The following is a 22,532-nucleotide window of genomic DNA, read 5'->3' on the forward strand; positions in this document are numbered from 1 at the left end:
TAGCCGTCCGTGGCATTGCACTCCACTTCCAGCTCGTACGTGATTGCCTGGAGGAAGCTTGCCGTGCTCGTGGACGCGGTGAGCGGCGTAAGGTGTCCGCGATTCACACGCGTATTGTTCACCAACTGGGCCGCCAGGGCGAGGTTGCCGCCGGTACGCACGAGCGCTTCGGCCTGCAACAGGTCGTTCTCGGCCGCCAGGATGAATGGCTGCGGCCCCGTGAATGAGACGGCAGCCTGCCACGAATAGCTGATGTACCGCACGTGGTAATACGGACTCTGCATGTAGATGCCACGAGCCGCGCTCCCTTGCACTTGGCGCGCGTACACGTAATCCGTGCTATCGTCGACACCGGTCGTATATGCGTTGACGTTGGTCAGATCGGTGCCCAACCTGGCATCATAGGGGGCCTGCGGAGCCCACACCGCATCGTACGCGGACGCCGGCGACGCTGGCAGTCCGGTGTACTGACTCGGCACGTTGGGCGCCATCTGGCTGATCAGTTTCAGGTCGACCATCATCCAACTCGGAAGGTCGTTGTATGCGGTGTACAGGGAGTACCAACTGTTGCCGCCGTCGCCGACGACGCTGAAGTCGATGGGCGAACCGGCCGTGCCGGTGCCGATGCCCTTCTGGGCGTAGGCCAGCACCTGCGCCCAGTTCGCCGTGGCGGCCTGGGCCGCCGTGCGGGGCGTATAGGCCAGCAACTGCGCGCCCCACGTGTTGGCCAGACGATTTATCACGGAAGCCGTGAGACCGCCGCCCGCCGTGCCGCCATTGCTGAATCTCGAGGGCGGCGCGGTGGTGGACGCCGGAAACTCCCCGGCCGTATACGTATAGGACTGTCCCGCGGTGGCCGCGATGAGCTTGTCAATCTTACCCTTGGTGAACCCCGCCATGCTATCGTAGGGGACGAAGGCCGCCACCGCCGTGGCCTCGTCCACCGGGAATGCCTTGTCGTACACGAGGGCCAACTCCATCAGCGCCCCAGCCTGGGCAAGTTGGGCCAGCACGGAGTACTTGCCCGTGCCACCAGGCAGTGCCACGCCTGAAGCAACCGCACGGAGCACGTCGTTCGCCTGCCCGAGCGCGCCATACTCGGACTGCCATGGGGCCTGCGCCACCTCGGCGTCGCCGCTCGCCTGGTTGTTGTTGTAGGGGATGCGTGGCTCGAGGTTGTTGAAGCGCGCCCCGTAGTTGCCGTAGTTCTGCGTCATCAGGTCGCCGGTTACGTTGAGCATGCCCCAGGGGTTAGGATCGCCCCCGGCGCTTGTCGCCGCGATGTACCACGCGTTGACCGACGACACCGCAAGGTTCTGGACATCGGCGGGGCTCGCGAGCGCGCGGGCCACGTCTGGAGTATTGGGGTTGGTGATGTTGAGGTCCTGACTGCAGGCGGCGCAAGCCAGCAACGCCGCTCCCGTCAACACCGCGCCCACCGTTCGCTGCATATGCATTAGTCTCTGCTCCATGAATGGGCGGTAGGGTTAGAAGCGGATCTCGACCTGGCCGGTGAACGTCCGGAAGGGCGGATACCGGAAGCCGTCGATCTTGTAATTGAAGTCGTTTCCCGAGACCACGTCGGGGTCAAATCCCGAATACTTGGTCCACGTGATCAGGTTGCGCGCCAGGAACGAAATCCGAAGGCCGGACGCCTGGCCCAACCCGATCTTTGGCAGCAGCCGCGGACTCACATCGTACCCCACCGAAAGCTCGCGGAGTTTGAGGTACGCGCCGGACTCCACGAAGTACTGGTTCGGATCCAAGCCGTTGTAGATGCCGAGCGTGAAGAAGTTCTCGGCCACCTTCTGGTTCTGAGCCTTGCCCACCATGTCCATGCCGGGATTGCGCAGATCCTGGGTCATCCACTGCTTGCTGAAGTTGTAGATGTCCCCACCCATCTGGCCGTCGAAGTTCGCGTGGATGGCGAACTGGCCCCAGCGAACGTCGTTCTGGAAACCGTAGTTGAGGTTGGGGTTCACGTTGCCGATGATGAACTTGTTGGCGCCGGTCTTGTCCACGTACGCGATCGGCACCTCGTTCGCCGTGCCACGCTGGGACGCCAACACCAGGTATCCCAGCGGGTTCACGACGTAGTTGCTCGCCTGCGCGCCGGCATTGGCCGGGTTGTCAAGGAGCTGCGCGAACGTGTGCACCCACTTCGTCCCGTAGATGACGCCCAGCGGCTGGCCCGCCTGGTACCAGAACACACCCTGGCCCTGGCCGCCGGCGCTCACCGTGAACGGCGCGTGATTCATCGAGGTGATTTCCTGCGTCGTATGATCGGCTGTGAGCGAAAGATCCCACGTGAAGCTCCGCTTATCTACAAGCCGCGTCTGCAGAGCGCCTTCGAGGGTCTTGGACAGGATGTTGGCCGCGTTCTGCCACTGGCTGTTGAAGCCGCCCGAGGCCGCGAGCGACAGCGGCACCTGCAGGAACGCGCCGTCCGTCACGCGATTGGCGTAGGTCAATTCGCCGCTGAACCGGTTGAGGAAGTCGGCGTTGATGCCGTACTCGGTCTCCGTCAAGACGGCCGCCGCCAGGTTCTTGTTCCCTACCGTGTTCTTGCTGAACTGCCCGTTGCCGATTGTGTACGTCTCGTACTGCATGTCATAGGTCGGCCGCAGGCCGGCCGTTCCCTGGGCCACGTGAACCTTCAACTCCTGGAAGCCCGGGATGTGGAAATCCTGCGTGATGCGGTACGCACCCGCTATCCGATAGAAGTTGGACCACCGCGCGTTGGGGCCGAACAGCGACGATCCGTCGCGGCGATACAGTCCATCAACGATGTACCGGTCCTTCAGGTTGAACGACTGCGACACCATGTAGTCCGTGGTCCGCTCCACGTTCAACGTCGAGCCGACCGAAAGCGACGTCTGCGCCAGCGCCGCGAGATCCGGCACACCATTCACGTTCAGGATGTAGCCGCCGGCGTTGAAGTTGTTGAACGTATCGTTCTCCAACTGGTACGCCACGCTGGTGGTCGAGAGCAGACTGCGGTACAGCTTGGTCGCCGTGGCGCGCAACATCGAATTCCACGAGATGTCATTCGTGGTGTAGTTCCTGAGGCCGCCCTGGCCAGGGGTCCCGCTGGTGGTGCTGAGGGTACCGCGCGCCGTGTAGTCCTGCTCCGTGGCGCTCAGGCGGTCGGTGCCATAGTTGGCGTCGAACCGCAGCCAATCGACGGGGCGCCAGTTGCCGGAGATCGAACCGAGCAGCCGTTGGCGGTTGAAGTTCTGAGAACTCGAGAACAGGTCGAACAACGGGTTCGGGCGAGCGTTCACGTCCGACCACGCCGGCAACACCGGGAAGTACTTGCTCGAGTCCGTCGCGGTGAATCCCGGGAGTGGATTGGCCGCCGTCCCATACGGGTGCGCCAAGTCGATGATCGGCGACGCCTGGTACAGGTCGAAGAACCCAGTGCTCGAGTTCGGGCCGAAATCGTTGTTCTGGTTGCCGTAGGTGACGCTGGCCGAGAGATTGGCCTTGGCCCCGACGCCCTGGTCGATGTTCAACCGCACGTTCTGGCGGAACTGGCCTTTCTTGAACGGCAGAATGCCGCCGTTGTGATCGGAGCTGTACGATGTGTTGAAGTTCGTATTGCCGCGACGCAGACCCACCGACACGTCGTTATTGTAGTAGTTGTTGCTGCTCATCCAGAGCTTGGCCTGATTGCGATACGCGTTCGGTCCGGAAGTCGGATACGGCGTGTCGTCGAACGGCGACGAGCTCAGGATGTTGTTCCCGTTCGACGAGAGCTGAATGCTGCCGTCGGCGTTGAACTGATTTCGCGTGCCCGTATTCACCGCCGGCCAATGCGGGATGTCCGAATTACCGTATTCGGTATGAGCCGTGATGCTCAGGTGGTTCTCAGCGAGGTCGGCGCCGCGTTTGGTCGTGATGTTGATGACGCCGTTGGCCGCGTTCGAACCGTAGAACGACGCGCCGGCCGCGCCCTTCAGCACTTCGATCGACGAGATGTCCGATGCGTCGATGTCCGAAATGCTCTCCTGCGTGAGGACGCCGTCGATGATGATCAGCGGGGTGCTGCATCCCACCGTCAGACAGGTCGAGCCACGGATGCGGATCGCCGGGTCGCCACCGGGGTTGCCGGTGCCGAGGTCAACCTTCAAGCCGGCGACCTGACCGGAAAGGGCGTCCAGCGGGTTCGCCGCCGGGACCGCCGAGATCTGCGAGCCCGAAATCTTCGCCACGGAGAACGTCAGACTGTTCTGCGAGGTCGAATCGGCGACGCCCGTCGTGACCACCGCATTCAGGTGGAACGGATCGGCCTTGAGTGAGAAGTCCAGCGTGTGCGCGCCGGCACTCAGCGTCACCGACTGGTTCATCGAGGAATAGCCGATGTACCGCGCATTCACCGTGACGCTCTGGCCGCGGGCGCTCACATCGGGAATCGCGATCGTGTAGTTGCCGGCTTCGTTGGTTACCGCACCCACGTGGAGCACGCTGATGGAGACGCTGGCACCAGGAATCGCGGTGCCGTGCTCGTTGGTCACCTTGCCGGTGACCACGGTCGCCTGCCCCATCGCCCGCTGCGCCGTCAATCCAACCAGGCACGCGGTTACGAGCGGGACAATCCAACGCCTCATTCCATTCACGGTCATGTTGTCGGTCCTCATCCAAGGGTCTCTGAGGGAGATTTGAAAGACATGCCGCCAACCGCGCGGGGTAGAACAGCGGTTGGACTTCGATACTGGCGGGTCGAGGCGCTGCCAGAACTTGGAAGCGATCCTCGTATCGGGTTAGAAACAAACAGGATACAGTTGCCTAGTGTGCAACCTAGACCCCTGTCCCGCAAGGGTCCGTACAACGTCACAACCCTGCGAGCCAACTGGGAGGTCACATTATCGAGGGCCCGCACTCCGCTCCCCAACGTCAACCTTTCGTCAAGACACCCGCGGAATTGGATATGAGAATTCCGTCTTTCTGACCGATCAACTTGGAATTCATCGGCCCACTACTATATAGAGGGGACTCCGGAGCCGCGCCGCCTCACTCTGAAAGAGGAGCTGGGCACGGAATCCGTTGGACTGGGCCGGAAGTCAAACGGCATCTCCACCAACTGGCGCACCGGCCGCCCTCGAATCCTTGCAGGCGAGAAACTCGCAGCCCGTAGCGCCCGCCGCACCGCGGCACTGAATGGCGCCGCCGTCGCGGATACGACCTCGATCGTCGCCATCTCCACAGCCCCCGCCGTGTCAACCACGAATCGCACCACCACGTGGCCCGGCACCCGCACCCGGTACAGGGAATCGGGATATATCGGAACCGCTGTGCCCCTGTCGTATCCCGCCGGCTGATCCACCGTCGCCGCCGTATACACCACGTTCGCCTTGAGGAGCGAGTCGAGGTTCGGCGCATGTTCGGGCGGGAGCTGATCGGCACGCACGTTCGGCCGCATGGGCCTCGACCAGATCGCGATGACGCCGCACGCCTCCATGCCATACGGCCCCGAGAGGGACGCCGGAACCGACGAACCGTGCAGATAGACCTCGATCCCTTCGACCGTCGAGAGATCGATCATGTTCAGATCAAAGCTCCCCAGCGCCGCAGGAAAGCCGTCGACCATCACGAGCGGCTGGCATCGTGAACCGGCCAGCGTCACCGAGGTGCCGAGCGCGCCGCGCATGGTGTACTCCCGCACCCCGGGAACCCGGGTGAGCACGTCCGTCATGCGAAAGGTCCCGAGTGAATCGATCTCTCCGCGCGTGATGTAGAATCCCTGCCCCGAAGCCCGTCGAGCATTGAACCCCGCCAGACGCGCATCGTACGGCTGGGGCCGCGCCTGCGCGTACACGGTTGGGAGCACGGTGGGGAAGGCGTGGATCCGGAGGTCGAGGGACAGCGCATCCGGCCCCAGATCCCAGTAGGTGATCGCCGGAGCAAATCCGATCCGCCGCACGGTGAGCACGACCGGTCCCTGCGGCACATCGCGCAGGGTAAACTCCCCCGCCGAATCGGTGGTGGCCGCAATATTCGCTCCGGCATCGACGCGGGCCCCCGGCACGGCGACACCGGCGCTGTCGCGCACGGTGCCGAGGATGGTTCCCTTGGGCTGGGTGTCCGCGGCCACGGGTACGCCGGATCGTTGGGCTCGCGCCACGTTCCGCCCGCCGGACGCCACGAGCAATCCCGCCGCCGCGAGCACGACGAAGCACCCGCGAACCGCGCGACCGCTGCCTGAAATGGTCATGGACTCTCCCAGCGAGCTCCTCGACTAATGCATGCTTCAGCCGAGCCGCGGGCGCAAGGTTGCCGGGCGGGCCTCCACCCATGCTTACGAGACCCCTACAAGAACCGCCGTAGCCACCATGGTGAACGCGTTCGCGTGATGTGTCCATCGCCGCAACCTCCGGCCGGGGCCCAGCGGCCTCTGGCAAGCCACGCTCGAGACCGATAGATATGGGCTCGCGCTCGCCGGCTCGCCCCCCCCTCCGCGTCCGATGCCCATCGAACACATCTCCGACACCGCCCGATGGGTTGCCGTGTATCGCGCCATGGAGACGGCGCGGCCCGATGCGATCTTCCGCGACCCGTACGCGCGCCGGCTGGCCGGCGACCGCGGCGACGACATCGTGGACACCATGAAGCAAGGGCGCGCCATGGCCTGGGCGATGATCGTGCGTACGGCCGTGTTCGACGAGATCATCCTCGACACCATCGCCCGGCACGGCGTGGACACGATCGTGAACCTGGCCGCGGGACTCGACGCGCGCCCGTGGAGACTGGACCTCCCGGCGTCGCTGCGGTGGATTGACGTGGACCTGCCCGCGATCCTCGGGTACAAGACCGAAGCGCTGCGCGATGAGACACCCCGTTGCCGCTACGAATCCGTGGCCACCGATCTCACCGACGATGTGGCGCGGCGCGCGCTGTTCGCGCGCATCGGCGCCGAGTCGAAACGCGTGTTCGTGGTGACCGAGGGGCTGCTCATCTACCTCACGGAGCCGCAGGTGGCGAGCCTGGCGGCCGACCTGCACGCCCAGCCGAACGTCTCGTTCTGGCTCATCGATCTGGCGAGCCCGCGCCTGCTCAAGATCATGCAGCGCACGTGGGGCAAGAGCGTGGCCAAGGGCAACGCGCCGTTTCGATTCGCGCCTGCCGTAGGCACGGATTTCTTCACGCCGCTCGGGTGGATGGCGGCGCAGTTCCGGTCCACGATGGAAGAGGCGCATCGACTGCGCCGCGAGATGCGCGGAATGTGGTTCTGGCGCGTGGTCGGGCGCCTCTACCCCAAGCGCACGCAGGAGGAGTTCCGCCGAATGTCCGGCGTCGTGCTGCTCGAACGCGCGTGAGTCGACCTTCCCCGGCGCCAGGACCTTCGCGCCGGGCTGGTGTCCGGACGAGAGATGAGGAGTCAGACACCAGTCCCCAATCTTGACCGCTCCCTATTTGATGGGCTCTCCCTTGTCCACCTGCGGCACGCCGTTCTTCATCCAATCTGGCTCCGGCGCGCCTTTGAGATAGTGATCGAAGAACTGCTTCATCCGGATCTGGAAATCCTTCTGGTTCGGCGTCTTCGCCAGGTGGTGCGGCTCGCCGGGATACGACAGCCAGATCACCTTCTTGCCGTTGCGCCGGGCCGCATTGTAGAACTCGAGCCCCTGGTCCCAGTCCACCGCGCCGTCCGCGGTGCCCTGCAGGATCATGAACGGCGTCTGGATTTTGGTCACGTTGAACACCGGCGACTGGCTCTCGTACAACTTGGTGGCGTTCCAGGGCGTGACGTTCGCACCCATGCGACCCTGGCTGGTCTCCAGAATGCCGCCGTTCCATTGGCCGCTCTGCTTGTATAACTCGTCGTACATACTGACGAGGTCGGTGAGCGGTGCCCCGGTCACGACGGCTTTGAACATGTTCGTCTGCGTGAGGATGAACGACGACTCGTAGCCGCCCCAGCTGTGGCCCTGCAAGCCGATGTGGTTTGGATCGGCGTAGCCGAGCGCGATCACCTTCTTTACCCCAGCCGTGACGCAGTCGAGGGCCGAGGACCCCGGCTTCCCGATCTCGTACACGATATCGGGTTCGAACACCAGATAGCCGTCGCTTGCGTACTCGCTCATGTGGGGCCGGTCGTCGTACACCGGCATGGAGAATTGGTGGTCGGTGTTCGACAGGATCTCGTAGATGTACACGAGCATCGGATACTTCTTGCCCGGCTGGTAGTCGGCCGGCAGGGTGAGCGTGCCCTGCAGCTTCTTTCCTTTGCTGTTCGTATAGTCCACCAGCACGCGGCGGCCCCAGGCATAGTCGGCAATCTGAGGATTGGCCTCGGTGAGCTTGCGCGGCACCGAGAATTTCGCGTCGCTCACCCAATAGTCGGGGAACTCGCGAAAGGTCTGCTCGGTGAAAATCACGCGGTCGGCATCCTTGGCCTTCTGCGCCTCGCCGATCATCTTGTCAGCAAAGAGGAGCGGCGTTGGCGTGCCGCCGCCTGCGGGCAACTGCCAGTAGCCGGATTTCTTGGTCCACTCGCCGTATGCCGTGAGCAGTTGTGGCTGCGACAGGTCCACCGTCTCGGCGGGGCCGCCTCCGAAACCAAAACCGCCGCGGCCGCCACGACCGCCCCCGCCCAAGCGAGCCAGCCGTAGCTCCACCTGCTGTGCCGCACCGGCGCCGCCGGTGAGGTCGCGCCCCTTCGCCCCATCGAGCGGCAGCGACCAGACGTCGTACTTGTCGTAGAGCAGCACGGCGCGGCCATCCTTCGACCAGCCGGCCACGCCCCAGATCGGCTTCTCGGCCGCCTGGTCGTTGTCAGTGTCTATGAAACTCTTGCCCGTGGCTGCGTCCACATTCAGCGTCTTGCCGGTGGCGAGGTCATACGCCATCACGTGCCGGTTCTCGAGGTACAGGAACCATTTGCCGTCGGGAGACGTGCCCATGGTGCGCAGAAGATGCTTGGCGATGAGCGTGCGCTCTCCGGTTCCCGTGCTGATGCGATAGTAGTCGGCGCGCGCCGGGGCGCCTTCGGAATAATCGTACTCATATGGCGTGGGATCGCGACCGATCGCCCACCGCCCGTCGGCAGTCGGCGTGACGGTCTTCATCGCGCTGTCGGCCAGTTGCACGAAACGCCTGCCGGCCAGGATGAAGGCGCTGCTGATCGTGGCCCGGCGCAATTGATTGATCTGGAGCATCTGCTGCGACTGCAGCTCGACGTCCTTCCAGTGCCACACGTCCACGTCGGCCTGCGGTGCCTCGGCTTTCGGCAGCGTGTCTTGCTGCTCCTTGATGCCGATGAACAGCCGTGTGCCGTCGGGGCTCCAGCGCGGCGCCGAGAATTCGCTGAGTACGAATCCTTTGGGGAACGCCGGGTCGTGCCCCGGATCCCATTCGACGACCGCTGTGACCGGCGCCGCGGCATCAGGCCAGGCGAGCAGCACGTTCTCGCGCTGCTGTTTGTCCTTGGGCTTCTCACCGCGCAACACCGCGAGGCTCGTGGACGAATCGCGCCACACGAGCCCGACGTATTCCATGGGCTTGCTGTCGAGAGCCCGCGTCTCACCCGTGGACAGATCGATGACGTAGGCGCCGTTGCCGAGGCGGCCGGTGGCATCCACGGTGTACGCTAGCAGATTGCCGGCGGTGTCGAAGTCGTACTCGTCCACGTTGCCGATATTCTGCGTGACCCCCGTGGTCAGACGGCGCAGCAGAAGGTCCGTGCCGCGGTGCGACGTATCGCCGGGCGTGCCGTTCATCTTGATGGCCAGCCACTGGGAGCCTGCCGCGAACCGGAACGCACTCGCGCCAGGCACGTCGTACTTGTCGCCGGTGGCGAGATTGAGCAGTTCGAGATGCCGCACGACGCCGACGCTCGCGCCGTTGTCGCCGGCCCTCGAGGCGCCGGCTCCCCGTCCGCCACGACCGCCGCGGCCGCCGTTACCGGCGCCACGTCCCCTTCCGTTGGCAGCCCCACCGGGCGGATTCACGAAGTAGGCGATCCACTGTGAGTTGTCGGAGAACTGCACGCTCCCGCCGCCGCCGAACCCGCCTCGCCCACCGCGGCCGCCCACCTCTGCGGCGCCGGTCGGCATGGTGTACAGCTGGTCGTGATCGAGCGCCCGGACGAACAACGTGTCGTCGCCGTCGTTGGGCGTGAACGTGTACGTCATCCAGGCGCCGTTGTCGGAGATCGCCGCCGCGGTGATGCGCTTCCACGGTCCGTAGTCGGCGAGCGTGAGGATCTTCTTGCCGTCGGGCGCTGTCTTGTGCGCGGCGGGTTCGGCGGAGCCCCCGCGTTGGGCGGACGCCGGAGCCGGATGCAGCAGGGCGGCGGCGAGCGCCAGCACCATCGCGCGGCGGCCTGCAGATCGAAGCGAATGCGCGGTCATCGAATCGGTTCTCCCTTGTCCACCTGGGGCACGCCGTGCTTCATCCAGTCGGGCTCCGGCGTTCCCTTGAGGTAGTGGTCGAAGAATTGCTTCATGCGAATCTGGAAGTCGATCTGGTTCGGCTTCTTGGCCAGGTGATGCGGCTCACCGGGATACGAGAGGAAGATCACCTTCTTCCCGTTCCGCCTGGCGGCGTTGTAGAACTCGAGCCCCTGATCCCAGTCGACGGCGTTGTCCGCCGTGCCCTGCAGGATCATGAACGGCGTCGTGATCTTGGGGACGTTGAACAGAGGCGACTGCTCCTCGTAGAGCGCCGTGTGATTCCACGGCGTGACGTCTCCGCCCATGCGCACCTGCCCGACCTCGGTGATGCCCTGCTGGACGGTGCCGGTGCCCGGATACAACTCGTCGTAGAAGCTGATCAGGTCGGTGGGTGGGGCCCCCGTGACCACGGCGGCGAAGAGGTTGCTCTGGGTGAGTATATAGGAAGATTGATAGCCACCCCAGCTGTGCCCCTGCAGGCCGATGTGGGCCGGGTCGGCGTACCCCATCGCGATCACCTTCTTGACGGCACTGGTCACGCAGTCCAGCGCCGACGAACCGGGCGCCCCGATCTGATAGACGACGTCCGGCTCCAGCACCAGGTATCCGTTGCTCGCGTACGTGGACATCTGCGGCCGATCGTCGAACGTCGGCATCGAGAATTGATGGTGCGTATTCGACAGGATCTCGTAGAAATAGACGAGCATCGGGTATTTCTTGCCCGGCTGATACCCGGCCGGCAGGGTAAGCGTGGCCTGCAGGTGCTGGCCCCTGCTGTTGGTGAAATCGACGAGGACCCGGCTGCCCCATGCATATTCGCCGATGAACGGATCGGCGTCGGTCTCCCTGACCGGTGCCTGGAACGAGGTGTTGCTCGCCCAGTAGTCGGGGAACTCCCGGAATGTCTGCTCAGTGAAGATCACGCGGTTGGCGGCCTCGGCCTTGGACGCCTGACCAATCATCTTGTCTTCATAGATGAGCGGCCTGGGGGCCTGCCCCGGCTCCAGCGTCCAGTACCCTGACTTCTTGGTCCACTCGCCGTATGCCGAAAGGGTGATGGGCTTGGACAGATCGATGCCGTGGTCCTCGGTCCGAGGACCGCCACCGAGACCGCCGCGCCCGCCACCGCGGCCGCCACGCCCTCCACTATTGGGGAGATCGAGCCGCACGACGCGGAACTGGATCTGCTGCGCCTTACCGACGCCCTCGGTGAGGTTCACGGGCTTGCCGCTTCCATCGAGCGGCAGCCGCCACACATCATACTTGTCGTAGACGAGCACCGACTTGCCGTCGCTCGACCAGCCAGCCAACCCCCAGATCGGGCGCTCGTAGGCGTGGTTATCGTCGGTATCCACGAAGTTCATCCCACCGTCCACTTCCATGCTCTTCCCCGACTCGGCGTTGTACGCATAGATGTGCTTGTTCTGGAGGTACAGGAACCACTTGCTGTCGGGCGAGGTGCCCATGGTGCGCCACAGCTTGTCGGCGATGAGCGAGCGGGTCCCGGTGGCCGTGTTCACGCGATAGTAATCGGCGTGGCTTCCGCCCCACGCGACTTCGCCGCGGTAGGTGGTGTCGTTCCGTCCCACGCCCCAACTGCCGTCCTGCACCATCTGCACGGTGCTCATCGCGCTGTCGGTGAGTTGGACGAACCGGTCCGAGGGCACCAGCACGGCCGACGCGAACGTTGACCGCAATTCCTGCTGCAGTCGCACCATCTGCACCGACTGCACCTCGGCGTCCTTCCAATGCCAGACATCGACGTTGGCCTGCGGCTCCTCACTCTTGGGCAACTCCTCTTCCTGCTGCTTGATGCCGACGAACACGCGCGACCCATCGTCGCTCCACCGTGGTGCGGCAAACTGGCTGAGCACAAACCCCTTGGGAAAGTCGGAGGCCTTGCTCGGATCGTAGGTCGTTTCGTTTCCGCCCTGCGCGCTGAGACCCGTCCACGCCAGCAGGACATTGTCGTTCTGCTTCATGCCCTTGAGCTTGGTGCCGCGGAGCACGGCGAGATCCGCACCGGTGTCGCTCCAGGCGAGGCCATCGAACTCCTCGGCCATCGCGTCGAGCGGGCGTGTGAAACCGTTCGCCAGGTCGACGAGATAGATGCCGTTCCCGAGGTGGTCGGCTGCGTCCACGGTATAGGCGAGCAGGTTGCCGGCAGCGTCGAAGTCGTACTGCCCTACGTTGCCGATGTTGCGCGTTGCGCCGCTGGACAGATCCCGTATCAGCAGGTCCGAGCCGTGGTGCGTGGTGTCGGCACGCGACTCTCTGTTCAGGTGAACGGCCAGGAATTTCGACCCCTTGGCGAACTTGAACGCCAGCGCATTGGGGGCCGACCACTTGTCGCCCGTGGCGAGGTTCAGCAGTTCGAACCGCCGTTCCGCGCCTGGTGCGGCGCCCCGTCCGCCCCGCCCTTCGGGAGTGGGGGGCGCCGTGCCACGGCCTCCCCGGCCTCCGCGTCCGGCGCGCTCGGGCGGACTCACGTAGTAGCCCACCCAGCGCGAATCGTCGGAGAATGCCGGCGCAGAGCCCACGGGAATCGAGTACAGCTTGCCCGTGTCGAGCTGCTTCACGAACAGGGTATCGTCGCCGGTATTCGGCGCATAGGCATAGGTCATCCACGTTCCGTCCGGCGACAGATCGGCAGACGTCACGCGCTTCCAGCGGCCGTAATCCTCGACGTTCAGAATCTTGAGGTCGGAGGACGATGGAGCGGCGGCCGCCACACGCGCACCGGCCGGCGCCTGCGCGCGGGCGGGTGCGGCGGCGACCACGGCGAGCGCCACGACGACGGAGAGAACGGCCGCCGGAATGGGAGAACGACGCATGGGGAACTCCGGAAGTGGGGCGAGGGTGGCGCGACCATCATGCAGGGCGTTCCGACATCCGACAAGTCGGGGGCGCCCCGGGGACGGGACGATGACTTCTGACCTGCGGCGGGCGGCGGGCTGCGGTTGGGGCTACGGCATATAGCGTACGGTCCACGATACGCCGGCGTTGGTGGCCGAGAGCAGCCGGACGACCCGCACCGATCCCGTGCGCGAGTTGCCGACCAGCCGGGCTCCCGCCGCGGTGACGCCGGCGAACCGGAACCCGGCGGGTTCCGTGAGATAGATGTCGTACTCATCATTCGCCACGAGATCGCTCTGGCCCGACAGGGTGTCGCCACTCCACGTCACGCGTTCGAGATCCGGGCCGCCGCAGGTGACGTGCCGGTTGGTGGCCACCACCTGAGGATGCGCGACGCGTGCGCGGATGCAGAACACCTGCACATCGAGCCGCGGGTCGATGGGGCCAGGCGCGAATTCGCCGTGGAACACGCCCAGCAGATGGCGCGACCAGAATTCGAACACCAGATAATCGCGCTGGGGGTCGAGGCCGAGGTCGGCGAACCGGATGCGGGCGCTATCGGCGCCTCCCGTGCGGGCGAGCACCGACCAGCGCTCGAACGGCCGGTTCACATCCAGCAGATACAGCGGGACGGTGAGGCGCTGGTCAGCGTCGAACGGGCGCGGGCCCGACCCGCTGACCTCGGTTGCCGCGCGCCCCACGAGCGCCGAGCGGGTGGGGTCGACATCGTAGAGCTGCTCGGGCCGGGTGAACAATACGGGTGCCGTGCGCTTGGCGATCTCAGCCCGAGGGGTGCGGTACACATCGGGCCGATCGGTGAGCATGAGCAGCGAGCCGGTGAGCGACGCGAGGGTGGCCGCGCGATAGGCATCCGGCGCGGTGAGTTGGATGTGATCGGGGTCGTTACGCCAGACGACGTTGTTGAAGGAATTGTATTCGGCGAATCCACCGTAGCCGAAGCCGTCGGTGCCGACGCGCACGGCGTCCACGATCCCGATGAGTTCGGGGCGAATGCCCCAGCAGGCGAGCAGGAAGGCCCGGCGGCCGATGGCGTCGCGGACGGTCTGCGCGAACCGGCGGAATACCTCGGCGCGGTCCAGCCCCCGAGCACGGAAATAGTCGGCGTAGCTGTTGTAGCCCTCGTAACGCAGGTGGCGAAGCGCGTCCAGTTTGTAGTAGCCCCACCCCATCCGGGCCAGCGAGTCGTAGACCGGCCGCACCAGATGGTCGAGCGTGGCCGAGTTGGACGCGTCCATCACGTAACCGACCCAGTTCCCGTACGCCGGAGCGCCGTCCGCCGTGGTCACGAATTCCGCTTTATGAGTGAACACATACGCGCTGTCGGCGAAACTGGCATTGGTCCAGATGCCCGGCACCAGACCGCGCGCGGCGATGTAACGCTCCAATCCATCGAGCCCGGACGGGAACTTGGCATTCGGATGCAGCCAGTGGGCCGGCGTGCCGATCGGGTCCTGTTCGTAGCCGTCGTCGATCTGGAGGTAGGTATAGCCGAACGGTGCCAGTACGTCGTGCAGCGCATCGGCTGCTCTTTCCACGTCCCGCTCCGTCACGCGGTCGAGAAACGCGTACCACGACGTCCAACCCGCGACCGAACCCGTCCAGACGTCATACGTCCAGGGACGGTACTCCCGTAGGCCCCGGTGCTTCTGGTAGTAGCGCGGGCGGAACCGCAGAATGATCTCCGACCCCGAGGCGCGGACCAGGAACGCCGTGCTGTCGCCCGCCTCACCGAGCGACGTGACGGCGGCCCCCGTGGGTTCATCCACCGACAGGGCCCAGTCCGATCCTCGGTCGTAGACGGCACGGTTCAGACGATTGTCGCTGGGCCCGACGCTGTTGCGCACCATGGCGAGTTCGTTCGGCCCCGGCTCGGTTGCACATGCGAACGCCTGCGGGCCCGCGTGAACCGTTCCGGCGAGCGTCAACCGGGCTCCGCCGCGCACCGTCCACTTGAGCACCTGCGTCACTGCGCCGCCCGCGGTGTCGACGAGGGTACGCACCTCGGCGCGCGGTCCGGTGCTGGCGATGGTGGCCGAGAAGATCACCCGCCCGTCGTAGGTCAGCGTGGCCCTCCCGTCGACGACACGCGCAACCGCCGGCGTGTTGGGCGGCCCGGCCACCGATTGCGCGGCGCCGGATGCCGGTGCCGCGGCGGCGGCGATCAGGACGGTGATGACGACGAACGAAGCGCGCATGGCGGACTCCCGGCCCGGATTCAAATGTGAGACGTGCGTGGCGCCCGGATCATGCAGGGCCAGACCGCGGCCGACAAGGCGGGCGGGCCGTCGTGGGAGGCGCGGCGCTATTGCGCCCGCCGGTGAATCGGGAGCTTCGCTCGTGCGAGGCTGGCCGCTTCGTCGTCGCGAATCTGGAGGATGCCCACGCCCTGCCGGGTCACGATCCGGAGCAGCGTCCCCCCGTTGCGATACACCGTCAGATCTTCGAGCGATGACTCGGCGGGCGTATACGTGAATAGGCCGCCGGGCAGCAGGTCCCGCAACACGGTGACGGTCTCGCCTGTGAGCAGCCAGCGGTCGCCGGCGCTCGCGACGCGACGCCGGAACGGGACGAGCAGCTCGTCCACATGCGCCCATGTGGTGCTGGGCACGTACGGCGGCCCGAGAAACGCCAGACTGAACTCGTCGGCGCCGCGACGCGAGCACCAGTCGAGCAGCCGCCAACTCTGCTCGCCCGGGTAGTCTGCCTCGCGCACGAAATACGTCGGCATCGCCTGTGGGACTCTCCGGATGGGGAAGGTCACATTGCCCGTGCCGCCACGAGCCAGTCCCAGGGGAGCGTGGCGTGCAGTCGTCGCGGCGGGGTGAGCTGCTCGGTCGTCCACGCATAGCGCACCCGTGACAGTTCGGTGAGCCGGAATCCGGCCAGCGCCAAAGTCGCCTCGACCTCGTCGCCCGTGTAGTGCTTGGTGGGCACGCCTTCGATGCTCACGGTGCCCGCCTCCGGGCGGCGCATCTTCGGATGGAAGTCGTACGCCGACGGAGCCCCGGGGGCCGTGAGGCGGCGCACGAACTCGCAGTACGCAGCCGACTCCAGCGACGGCACCACGAAGATGCCCTGCCCGCCGCGCTTCGTCACGCGGCGTATGGAGCGCCACAGTCGGCGCCGCACGCCGGCGTCGGGGTGGATCGCGACGTTGGCCGACACCACGCAGTCGAAACGGCGGTCCAGGCGCGCCAGAACGCGCGGCGTGCTGCGTTCCACCGTGACGTTGGCGAGCGACGCGACCCGGCGTCTGGCATGGGCCACACACGGCGCCGACCAATCCACGGCGTGTACGCGCGTGAACATCCGGGCGAGCAGCGGCAGGTAGCCCCCAACCCCACAGCCGAAGTCGAGCACCTCGCGGTGACGCGCCGCCGCAGTCCGCAGAGCCCGGCGGATCACGCCGCGGACGTCTTCGCGCAGACTGTCGAAGATCTCGTCGTCCCAGCCCGCGGCCTGCCGGTCCCAGTATTCGCGATTCATTGCGGTCGCACGACCCGGCCGTCCTCGATCACGACGCGAATGGCCCGTGTGTTGCGAATGTCGGCAGCCGGATCGGCGCCGAGCAGGACAAGGTCGGCCGCCTTCCCCGCAGCGAGCGTGCCGCGAAGGCTGTCCACACCGATCGCCCACGCGGCGTTCTCGGTGGCGGCGGTGATCGCCTCGAGCGGCGTGAGCCCGGCGTCGCGCACCAGCAGGGCGAGCTCGTCGTGGAGGATGGGCAGGGAGTCGTGCTGGGGGTCGAGCAGCGCGTCGGTGCCGGCCACGATCCGCACGCCCAGCCGCGCTGCTTCGCGCGTCACGGCGAACATCCACGGCGTGCGCAGGCGGCTCACCGAGTCGTGCGGCAGCTCTTCGGCGAAGATCCACAGGGTGGGATTGAGCGCCACGCCGCGCGCCCGCATGGACTCGAGCAGCTGCCTGATCGCCGGTGAATCGGCCGGCACGTGCAGGAAGTCGCCCTTGGCGCGGCCGGGGTAGTCATCGTTGCGCGGGCTGCCCTGCCACACGAGGTACGGCGTGTGCGCGAGCACGTCGGCGCCGGCCGAGACCAGATCGCTCGGTAGCCCGGGGAAGGTCGTGGCGTGCGCGATGACGCGCAGGCCCTGCCGGTGTGCCTCCGCGGTGGCGCGCGTGACCTCCGTGGAGTCGAGCGCCGCGTACAACTTGATCGCCACCGCTCCGGTGCCGCGCGCCATGGTGACCGCCTGCGCGAAGTCCGTCGAATCGGTCACCGCCTGCATCCACGGTGCCGTACCCGGCGCGTAGCCGCGGGAGGCGTCCACCGTGCGCGGGTCGGTGAAGAATCTGGGCCCGCCGAACAGTGCCACGTAGTACACGTGAGGCCCGGCGAGCTGCCCGGCCACGACCGCGCGCTGCAGGTCCCCCGTGGCGCGCGCGTCGCCCGCGAGATCGAACACCGAGGTGATACCGCCCTGCAGCGCGTGCTCGAGCGTCGCCGCGCGCTCCGCCCACGGGCCCGTGCCGAGATGCACGTGCGCGTCGATCAAGCCGGGAATGGCGTACAGGCCGCGGCCGTCGATCACCGAGTCGACCGTCGGGCCCGAGGCGGCAGGCGCGATCCCCGCGATGCGCCCGCCGGTGAGCAGGAGGTCCATATGCGGGCGCGGGGCCGCGCCGGTGCCGTCGATGAGCGTGACGTCGCGCACGAGGATCGGCACGTCGCGCGCTTGGCCGCGCTGCGCCGAGGCCGGCGCGCACGCCGCCAGCATGAAGAAGGGAATCACCGCCCGGCACCGCATGCTCCGCAAACTCACGCAAGTCCGCAGCGCGCGCAATCGAGTCACGTGCTACGCCGCGACGGGCTCACGCGCGCGCCGCATCGCCGACAGCCGTGCGATGGCCCAGATGCCGAATGCCGGCCCCATGGCGAGCACGGTGAATGCCCACCGCCAGCCCACGGCCGCCTCGGCCGGCGGCACGAGCTGGATGGAGACCATCGTGAGCAGGAAACCAATCGAGGTCTGCAGGGTGAGCGCCGTGCCCACGGCGTGCGCCGGCACGCTCTCCGTGACCAGGGCACTGAACTGCGCCGAGTCGGCCACCACGAAGAATCCCCAGACGAGCGCCACCACCGCCACCAGCCAGAACGCGTGACCGAACGTGAGCCCGATGAGCAGCGCGCACGTGCCGCTGGCCGCCATGGCGACCGTGACCAGCCATTCGCGGCCCCGGCGGTCGGCCACTAGGCCGCCCCATACGCATCCCGCGCCCCCGGCCGCAATAGCCAGGAACGAAACCAGCGACGCAATCTCGTTCGTCCGCGTGCCCAGCACCATCCCGCCCGCGGCCGCGCTCGCCGTGATGAACACGGGCACCCACGTCCACATCGAATACAACTCGAACATGTGGCCGAGATAGCCGCCGGTAGCCAGCCGCCACTGCCGTTCCCCGATGACCGTTCCGACCAGCGACCATGAGAACGGCCGCGACGGAAACGCATACGGGCCGTCGGTGTAGGCCGCGGTCACGATCACCGACGAGAGCACGGCGAACCCGCTCACGGTGAACAGCACGGTGGCGATGCCGGCGCCCGGGAAGGCGTGCACGAGATACGGGCTCGCCTTGCCGATGGTGAGCGCGCCGACGATCGTGCCGATGCCGAGCCCGCGCTGTGACCGGAACCAGGTCGAGATCATCTTCATCGCCGGCGGATAGACGCCGGCCAGCGCGAACCCGGTGAGCAGCCGCCATCCCAGCGCGCTCTCGTAGCTCGGCGCGCGCACCAGGGCTGCGTTCGCGACCGCGCCGAGCAGCGCCGAGGCCGCGAACAGCCGCTTGGAGGGGATGACGTCGGCTAGGTTCAGCACCGCGGCGACCGCGGTGCCGAGCACGAAGCCGAACTGCACGATCGTCACCAGCCACCCGGTTTCCGATGGCGTCAGCTGCCACCGCGCCGCAAACTGGGGCCCCACGGCGGCGGCGGCGAGCCAGAGCGACATGCCGAACAACTCGGCGAATGACAGCAGTACAAGCTGTCGCCACCGGCGCGGGTCGAGGTCGGAGGTCGTCATGCAGCGCCCAAAGTAACATCGCGCCGGGGGATCGCCAGCCGTGCCCGCGCGCCGCGATTGGCGCACCCGCGCGCGCGCTGATACACTGGACGCAGATCCTTCACGAGCACTCGATGATGCCGATGACCCTACCCGCGCTGCTCCACCGGGTTCCGCTGATCCTTCCGCTCCTCGTCGCGGCCGCGTCCGCGCCGTCGAGCCCCGCGCCGTCCCGCCCCATCACGGCCGCCGCTGCGGCGCCCCTGCCGCCCGATTCGGTCGTGCTCGCGATCATCAGGCAGCGCGTGGCCGAGAAGCGCAGCACGGGCATCGTGATCGGACTGCTCGACGCCGACGGCACGACGCGGATCGTCGCCTTCGGCGATCCTGGGCCTGGGCAGCCGCCGCTCGACGGCAACACCGTGTTCGAGATCGGGTCCATCTCCAAGGTGTTCACGGCGACCGCGCTCGCCGATCTCGTGCAGCAGGGCAAGGTCAGCCTCGACAACCCGGTGCAGCGGTACCTCCCCGCCGACGTGCACATGCCCACGCGCGACGGCAAGCAGATCACGCTGGCCAATCTCTCGGAGCAGAATTCCGGCCTGCCAGGCCTGCCCACCAATTTCCATCCCAAGGATCCAGCGAACCCGTACGCCGACTATACCGTGCAGGACCTGTACGATTTCCTGTCGCAGTACACCCTGCCCCGTGATCCCGGCGCGGAATTCGAGTATTCGAATCTCGGCGTCGGCCTGCTCGGCCGGGCGCTATCGCACACGACGGGGATGTCGTACGAGCAGATGGAACGGCGCCTCGTATGGCAGCCGCTGGGCATGGACCACACGGCCATCACCTTCACACCCTGGATGAAAGCGCACCTCGCGCTGGGGCACGACGAACAGGGACACGTGGTGCCCAACTGGGATCTGCCCACGCTGGCCGGCGCCGGCGCGATCCGATCCACGACCGAGGACATGCTCAAGTTCCTGACCGCGAATCTGCACCCCGAACGCGGGGCGCTGGAGAAGGCCATGGCCTTCGCGCAGGAGGAGCGCGCGCCGGGCGGGAGTCCCAACCTCCGCATCGGGCTCAACTGGTTCAGCCTGAACGCGGGCCCGGATACGATCGTCTGGCACAACGGCGGCACGGGCGGCTACCGCACGTTCATCGGGTTCATCGCATCGAAGAAGATCGGCGTCGTGGTCATGACCAACACCGGGGGCACAGGCGCCGACGACATCGGCTTCCACCTGCTCGATCCGGTCATCCCACTCGCACCGAAGCCGGAGCCGATGAGGCCGCACACCGCCATCGAGCTGCCGGCCAGCGCGATGGCGCCGTTCGTCGGCACGTACCAGCTCGCACCCACGTTCAAACTCGAGGTGACGCTGCATGACGACAGCCTGTTCTTACAGGCCACCGGTCAGCAGCGCATCCGGCTCTGGCCCGAATCACCCACCGGCTTCTTCATCAAGGAAGTGAACGCGCAGATCCGGTTCGTCCGCGACACCTCGGGCGCTGTGACCGGATTGGTGCTGCACCAGAACGGCGTGGACCAGACGGCAACGAGGATCAGGTAACGTTCAGAGTTCGTCGAGCGACTTCGGCCAATCCTGCTTGAGCAGCCGGGAGAGGGCGCGGTCGGCGAGCAGCCGCCCCCCGGTCTGGCAGCGCGCGCAATAGTTCGTCTCGTTATCGGCGTACCGGATGCGCTGAACCGGCGCGCCGCACACCGGGCACGGTTGCCGGAAGCGGCCGTGCACGACCATCCCTTCGCGGAACGCGGTGACCTTTTCCGGAAATCCGTCGCCCACCTCGGCGCGGAGCCGTTCGGTCCACTCGGCCAGCGTTTCGCGCGTCGCCTCGACCAGTCGGTCGATCTCGTGGTCGGACATCTTCGACGTCAACCTGAGCGGCGACAGGCGGGCGCGGTGCAGGATCTCGTCGGAGTAGGCGTTGCCGATGCCGTCGAACAGCCGCGGATCGGTGAGCGATCGTTTGAGCGTGTGATTCTCGACCCGCAGCCGGGCAGCGAATTCGTCGCGCGTGGCCGCGAACACGTCCAGCCCGCCACGATCGAACGCGCGCAGCGTCTCGCGTCCACGCACGACGTGCACCGATGCCCGCCGCGTACTACCCGCCTCGGTGAGCACCAGCGTGCCGTTGCCAAAATCGAGCGCGAGCAGCGCGAGGCGGCCGGGGGGCTTCTTGCCGGGCGCCAGCCAGCGGAGCCGGCCGGCGATCATGAGATGCATCACGAGAAACAGTTCGTCGTCCATCTCGAGCACCAGACGCTTGCCCACCCGTGAGACGCCGCGCACGGCCCACCCTTCGAGCGCCGAGAGCGGCGGCTCCACCGATCGCAACACGAACGGATTGAGCAGACGGGCGCGGACGATTGCGCGTCCCAGCACCCGCCGGCCGAGCGCCTCCACGTAGACGGTGATATCAGGGAGTTCGGGCATCGGTGAACTGGATGATGGCTCGAGCTCGCGGCATCGCGCGAGAGCGGTGGCGATGGGACACGGGCGGCCGGGGAGTTACGTTGCAGCGGTTCCTTTCTTCGCCCAGTCCGGAGCGCGTGTGAACGGCCTGTCCCTCTCGTCGTGGTTCTTCCTGGCGTTCGTGGTCGTCGGGGTGCCGTACGGTGCGGTCAATACGGCGCGCCGCACGCGCAGCGCCGAGGGCCCAGCGGCCATTCCATCCCGCACGCACATGCACTGGAACGCCATGGCGACCCAGTTGCTCCTGTTCGGCATCGCCTGGTACGCCGGCCTGTTGCAGGGGCTGCGTTTCCTGGGACCCGTAGAGGTCACGCCGCGCGACGCGCTGGCCGGCGCGGCCGCGCTCGCCCTGGTCAGCGTCATGGCTGGCGTATCGCGCGTGATCCGCAGTGAGGACGAGCGACAGCGCATGTGGGTGCTGGGCTTCGTGCCGCGCACCCTGCGCGAGGCCGTGCCGTACACGGCCCTCGCGGCCGTGGCGGCGGTGTCGGAGGAACTGACCTATCGCGGCGTGCTGTTCGCCATGCTGGCCATCCTGACGGGAAACGGCATCGTGGCGGGGGTGCTCTCCGCCCTGGCGTTCGCCGCCGCTCACATTCCCCAGGGCGCCAAGAGCATGGGAGTGATTTTCGTGATCGCCCTCGTCAAGCAGGCCCTCGTCGTGTTCACGCACACGCTCTGGATCGCCATCGCCGTGCACTTCACGTACAACGTATTGGCGGCAGTGCGCATGGCCCCGC

Annotated in this window: 14 protein-coding genes; 3 read left to right on the forward strand and 11 right to left on the reverse strand. The window is 66.6% G+C overall.

Features of this window, described 5'->3' with window-relative positions; translation table 11 throughout:
• The 3 genes from VNF92_13460 to VNF92_13470 all read right to left on the reverse strand — a co-directional run.
• Positions 1-1,457, reverse strand: a 1,457-nt coding sequence (locus tag VNF92_13460) for a hypothetical protein (GenBank protein HVA58884.1), incomplete at its 3' end; no start/stop codon positions are given.
• A gap of 30 nt (positions 1,458-1,487) precedes the next feature.
• Positions 1,488-4,610: a SusC/RagA family TonB-linked outer membrane protein gene (locus VNF92_13465; GenBank protein HVA58885.1), complete on the reverse strand. Its 3,123-nt coding sequence runs from the start codon at positions 4,608-4,610 to the stop codon at positions 1,488-1,490.
• Between the two features lie 371 nt (positions 4,611-4,981).
• Positions 4,982-6,214, reverse strand: a complete 1,233-nt coding sequence (locus VNF92_13470; protein HVA58886.1) for a TonB family protein — start codon at positions 6,212-6,214, stop codon at positions 4,982-4,984.
• 250 nt (positions 6,215-6,464) lie between these two features.
• Between VNF92_13470 and VNF92_13475 the strand changes: the two genes are divergently transcribed.
• Positions 6,465-7,316, forward strand: a complete 852-nt coding sequence (locus VNF92_13475) for an SAM-dependent methyltransferase (protein HVA58887.1) — start codon at positions 6,465-6,467, stop codon at positions 7,314-7,316.
• Between the two features lie 93 nt (positions 7,317-7,409).
• Here the strand turns inward: VNF92_13475 and VNF92_13480 are convergent, their stop codons facing one another.
• From VNF92_13480 to VNF92_13510, 7 genes are all read right to left on the reverse strand, one after another.
• Positions 7,410-10,352, reverse strand: coding sequence for a prolyl oligopeptidase family serine peptidase (locus VNF92_13480; GenBank protein HVA58888.1), 2,943 nt, complete (start codon positions 10,350-10,352; stop codon positions 7,410-7,412).
• Entirely contained in the window at positions 10,349-13,228 is a 2,880-nt protein-coding gene (locus VNF92_13485; GenBank protein ID HVA58889.1) for a prolyl oligopeptidase family serine peptidase, read from the reverse strand. Before VNF92_13485 ends, VNF92_13480 begins: the two co-directional genes overlap by 4 nt.
• A 132-nt stretch (positions 13,229-13,360) precedes the next feature.
• Complete coding sequence (locus VNF92_13490; protein ID HVA58890.1) at positions 13,361-15,466, reverse strand: hypothetical protein; 2,106 nt, start codon at positions 15,464-15,466, stop codon at positions 13,361-13,363.
• A gap of 107 nt (positions 15,467-15,573) precedes the next feature.
• A complete protein-coding gene (locus VNF92_13495; protein ID HVA58891.1) occupies positions 15,574-15,999 on the reverse strand; it encodes a hypothetical protein in 426 nt (141 codons plus the stop codon).
• Between the two features lie 29 nt (positions 16,000-16,028).
• Positions 16,029-16,757 carry a class I SAM-dependent methyltransferase gene (locus VNF92_13500; protein ID HVA58892.1) on the reverse strand — a complete coding sequence of 243 codons (729 nt, stop codon included), beginning with the start codon at positions 16,755-16,757 and terminating at the stop codon, positions 16,029-16,031.
• Positions 16,754-18,022, reverse strand: coding sequence for an amidohydrolase family protein (locus tag VNF92_13505; protein ID HVA58893.1), 1,269 nt, complete (start codon positions 18,020-18,022; stop codon positions 16,754-16,756). The genes VNF92_13500 and VNF92_13505 overlap by 4 nt, the downstream gene beginning before the upstream one ends.
• A 63-nt stretch (positions 18,023-18,085) precedes the next feature.
• Complete coding sequence (locus VNF92_13510; protein HVA58894.1) at positions 18,086-19,309, reverse strand: MFS transporter; 1,224 nt, start codon at positions 19,307-19,309, stop codon at positions 18,086-18,088.
• 113 nt (positions 19,310-19,422) lie between these two features.
• Here VNF92_13510 and VNF92_13515 point away from each other — a divergent pair, with 113 nt between their 5' ends.
• Positions 19,423-20,868 carry a serine hydrolase gene (locus VNF92_13515; protein HVA58895.1) on the forward strand — a complete coding sequence of 482 codons (1,446 nt, stop codon included), beginning with the start codon at positions 19,423-19,425 and terminating at the stop codon, positions 20,866-20,868.
• A 3-nt stretch (positions 20,869-20,871) separates the two neighbouring features.
• Here VNF92_13515 and VNF92_13520 read toward each other — a convergent pair whose 3' ends face one another.
• The gene (locus VNF92_13520; GenBank protein ID HVA58896.1) at positions 20,872-21,753 is read right to left on the reverse strand and encodes a DNA-formamidopyrimidine glycosylase family protein; all 882 of its coding nucleotides are present in this window, start codon (positions 21,751-21,753) and stop codon (positions 20,872-20,874) included.
• A 118-nt stretch (positions 21,754-21,871) separates the two neighbouring features.
• On the opposite strand from VNF92_13520, the gene VNF92_13525 reads away from it, so the two are divergent.
• Positions 21,872-22,532, forward strand: a 661-nt coding sequence (locus tag VNF92_13525) for a CPBP family intramembrane glutamic endopeptidase (protein HVA58897.1), incomplete at its 3' end; no start/stop codon positions are given.

The organism is Gemmatimonadaceae bacterium (assembly GCA_035533015.1).
In the GTDB taxonomy this organism is placed as follows: domain Bacteria; phylum Gemmatimonadota; class Gemmatimonadetes; order Gemmatimonadales; family Gemmatimonadaceae; genus JAGWRI01.

Bases quoted from the DNA above. Each gene is read 5' to 3' on its own strand.
- VNF92_13500 (HVA58892.1), bottom strand. From the start codon at position 16,757: ATGAATCGCGAATACTGGGACCGGCAGGCCGCGGGCTGGGACGACGAG.
- VNF92_13515 (HVA58895.1), top strand. From the start codon at position 19,423: ATGATGCCGATGACCCTACCCGCGCTGCTCCACCGGGTTCCGCTGATC.
- VNF92_13520 (HVA58896.1), bottom strand. From the start codon at position 21,753: ATGCCCGAACTCCCTGATATCACCGTCTACGTGGAGGCGCTCGGCCGG.
- VNF92_13510 (HVA58894.1), bottom strand. From the start codon at position 19,309: ATGACGACCTCCGACCTCGACCCGCGCCGGTGGCGACAGCTTGTACTG.
- VNF92_13480 (HVA58888.1), bottom strand. From the start codon at position 10,352: ATGACCGCGCATTCGCTTCGATCTGCAGGCCGCCGCGCGATGGTGCTG.
- VNF92_13485 (HVA58889.1), bottom strand. From the start codon at position 13,228: ATGCGTCGTTCTCCCATTCCGGCGGCCGTTCTCTCCGTCGTCGTGGCG.
- VNF92_13490 (HVA58890.1), bottom strand. From the start codon at position 15,466: ATGCGCGCTTCGTTCGTCGTCATCACCGTCCTGATCGCCGCCGCCGCG.
- VNF92_13465 (HVA58885.1), bottom strand. From the start codon at position 4,610: ATGAGGCGTTGGATTGTCCCGCTCGTAACCGCGTGCCTGGTTGGATTG.
- VNF92_13470 (HVA58886.1), bottom strand. From the start codon at position 6,214: ATGACCATTTCAGGCAGCGGTCGCGCGGTTCGCGGGTGCTTCGTCGTG.
- VNF92_13475 (HVA58887.1), top strand. From the start codon at position 6,465: ATGCCCATCGAACACATCTCCGACACCGCCCGATGGGTTGCCGTGTAT.
- VNF92_13495 (HVA58891.1), bottom strand. From the start codon at position 15,999: ATGCCGACGTATTTCGTGCGCGAGGCAGACTACCCGGGCGAGCAGAGT.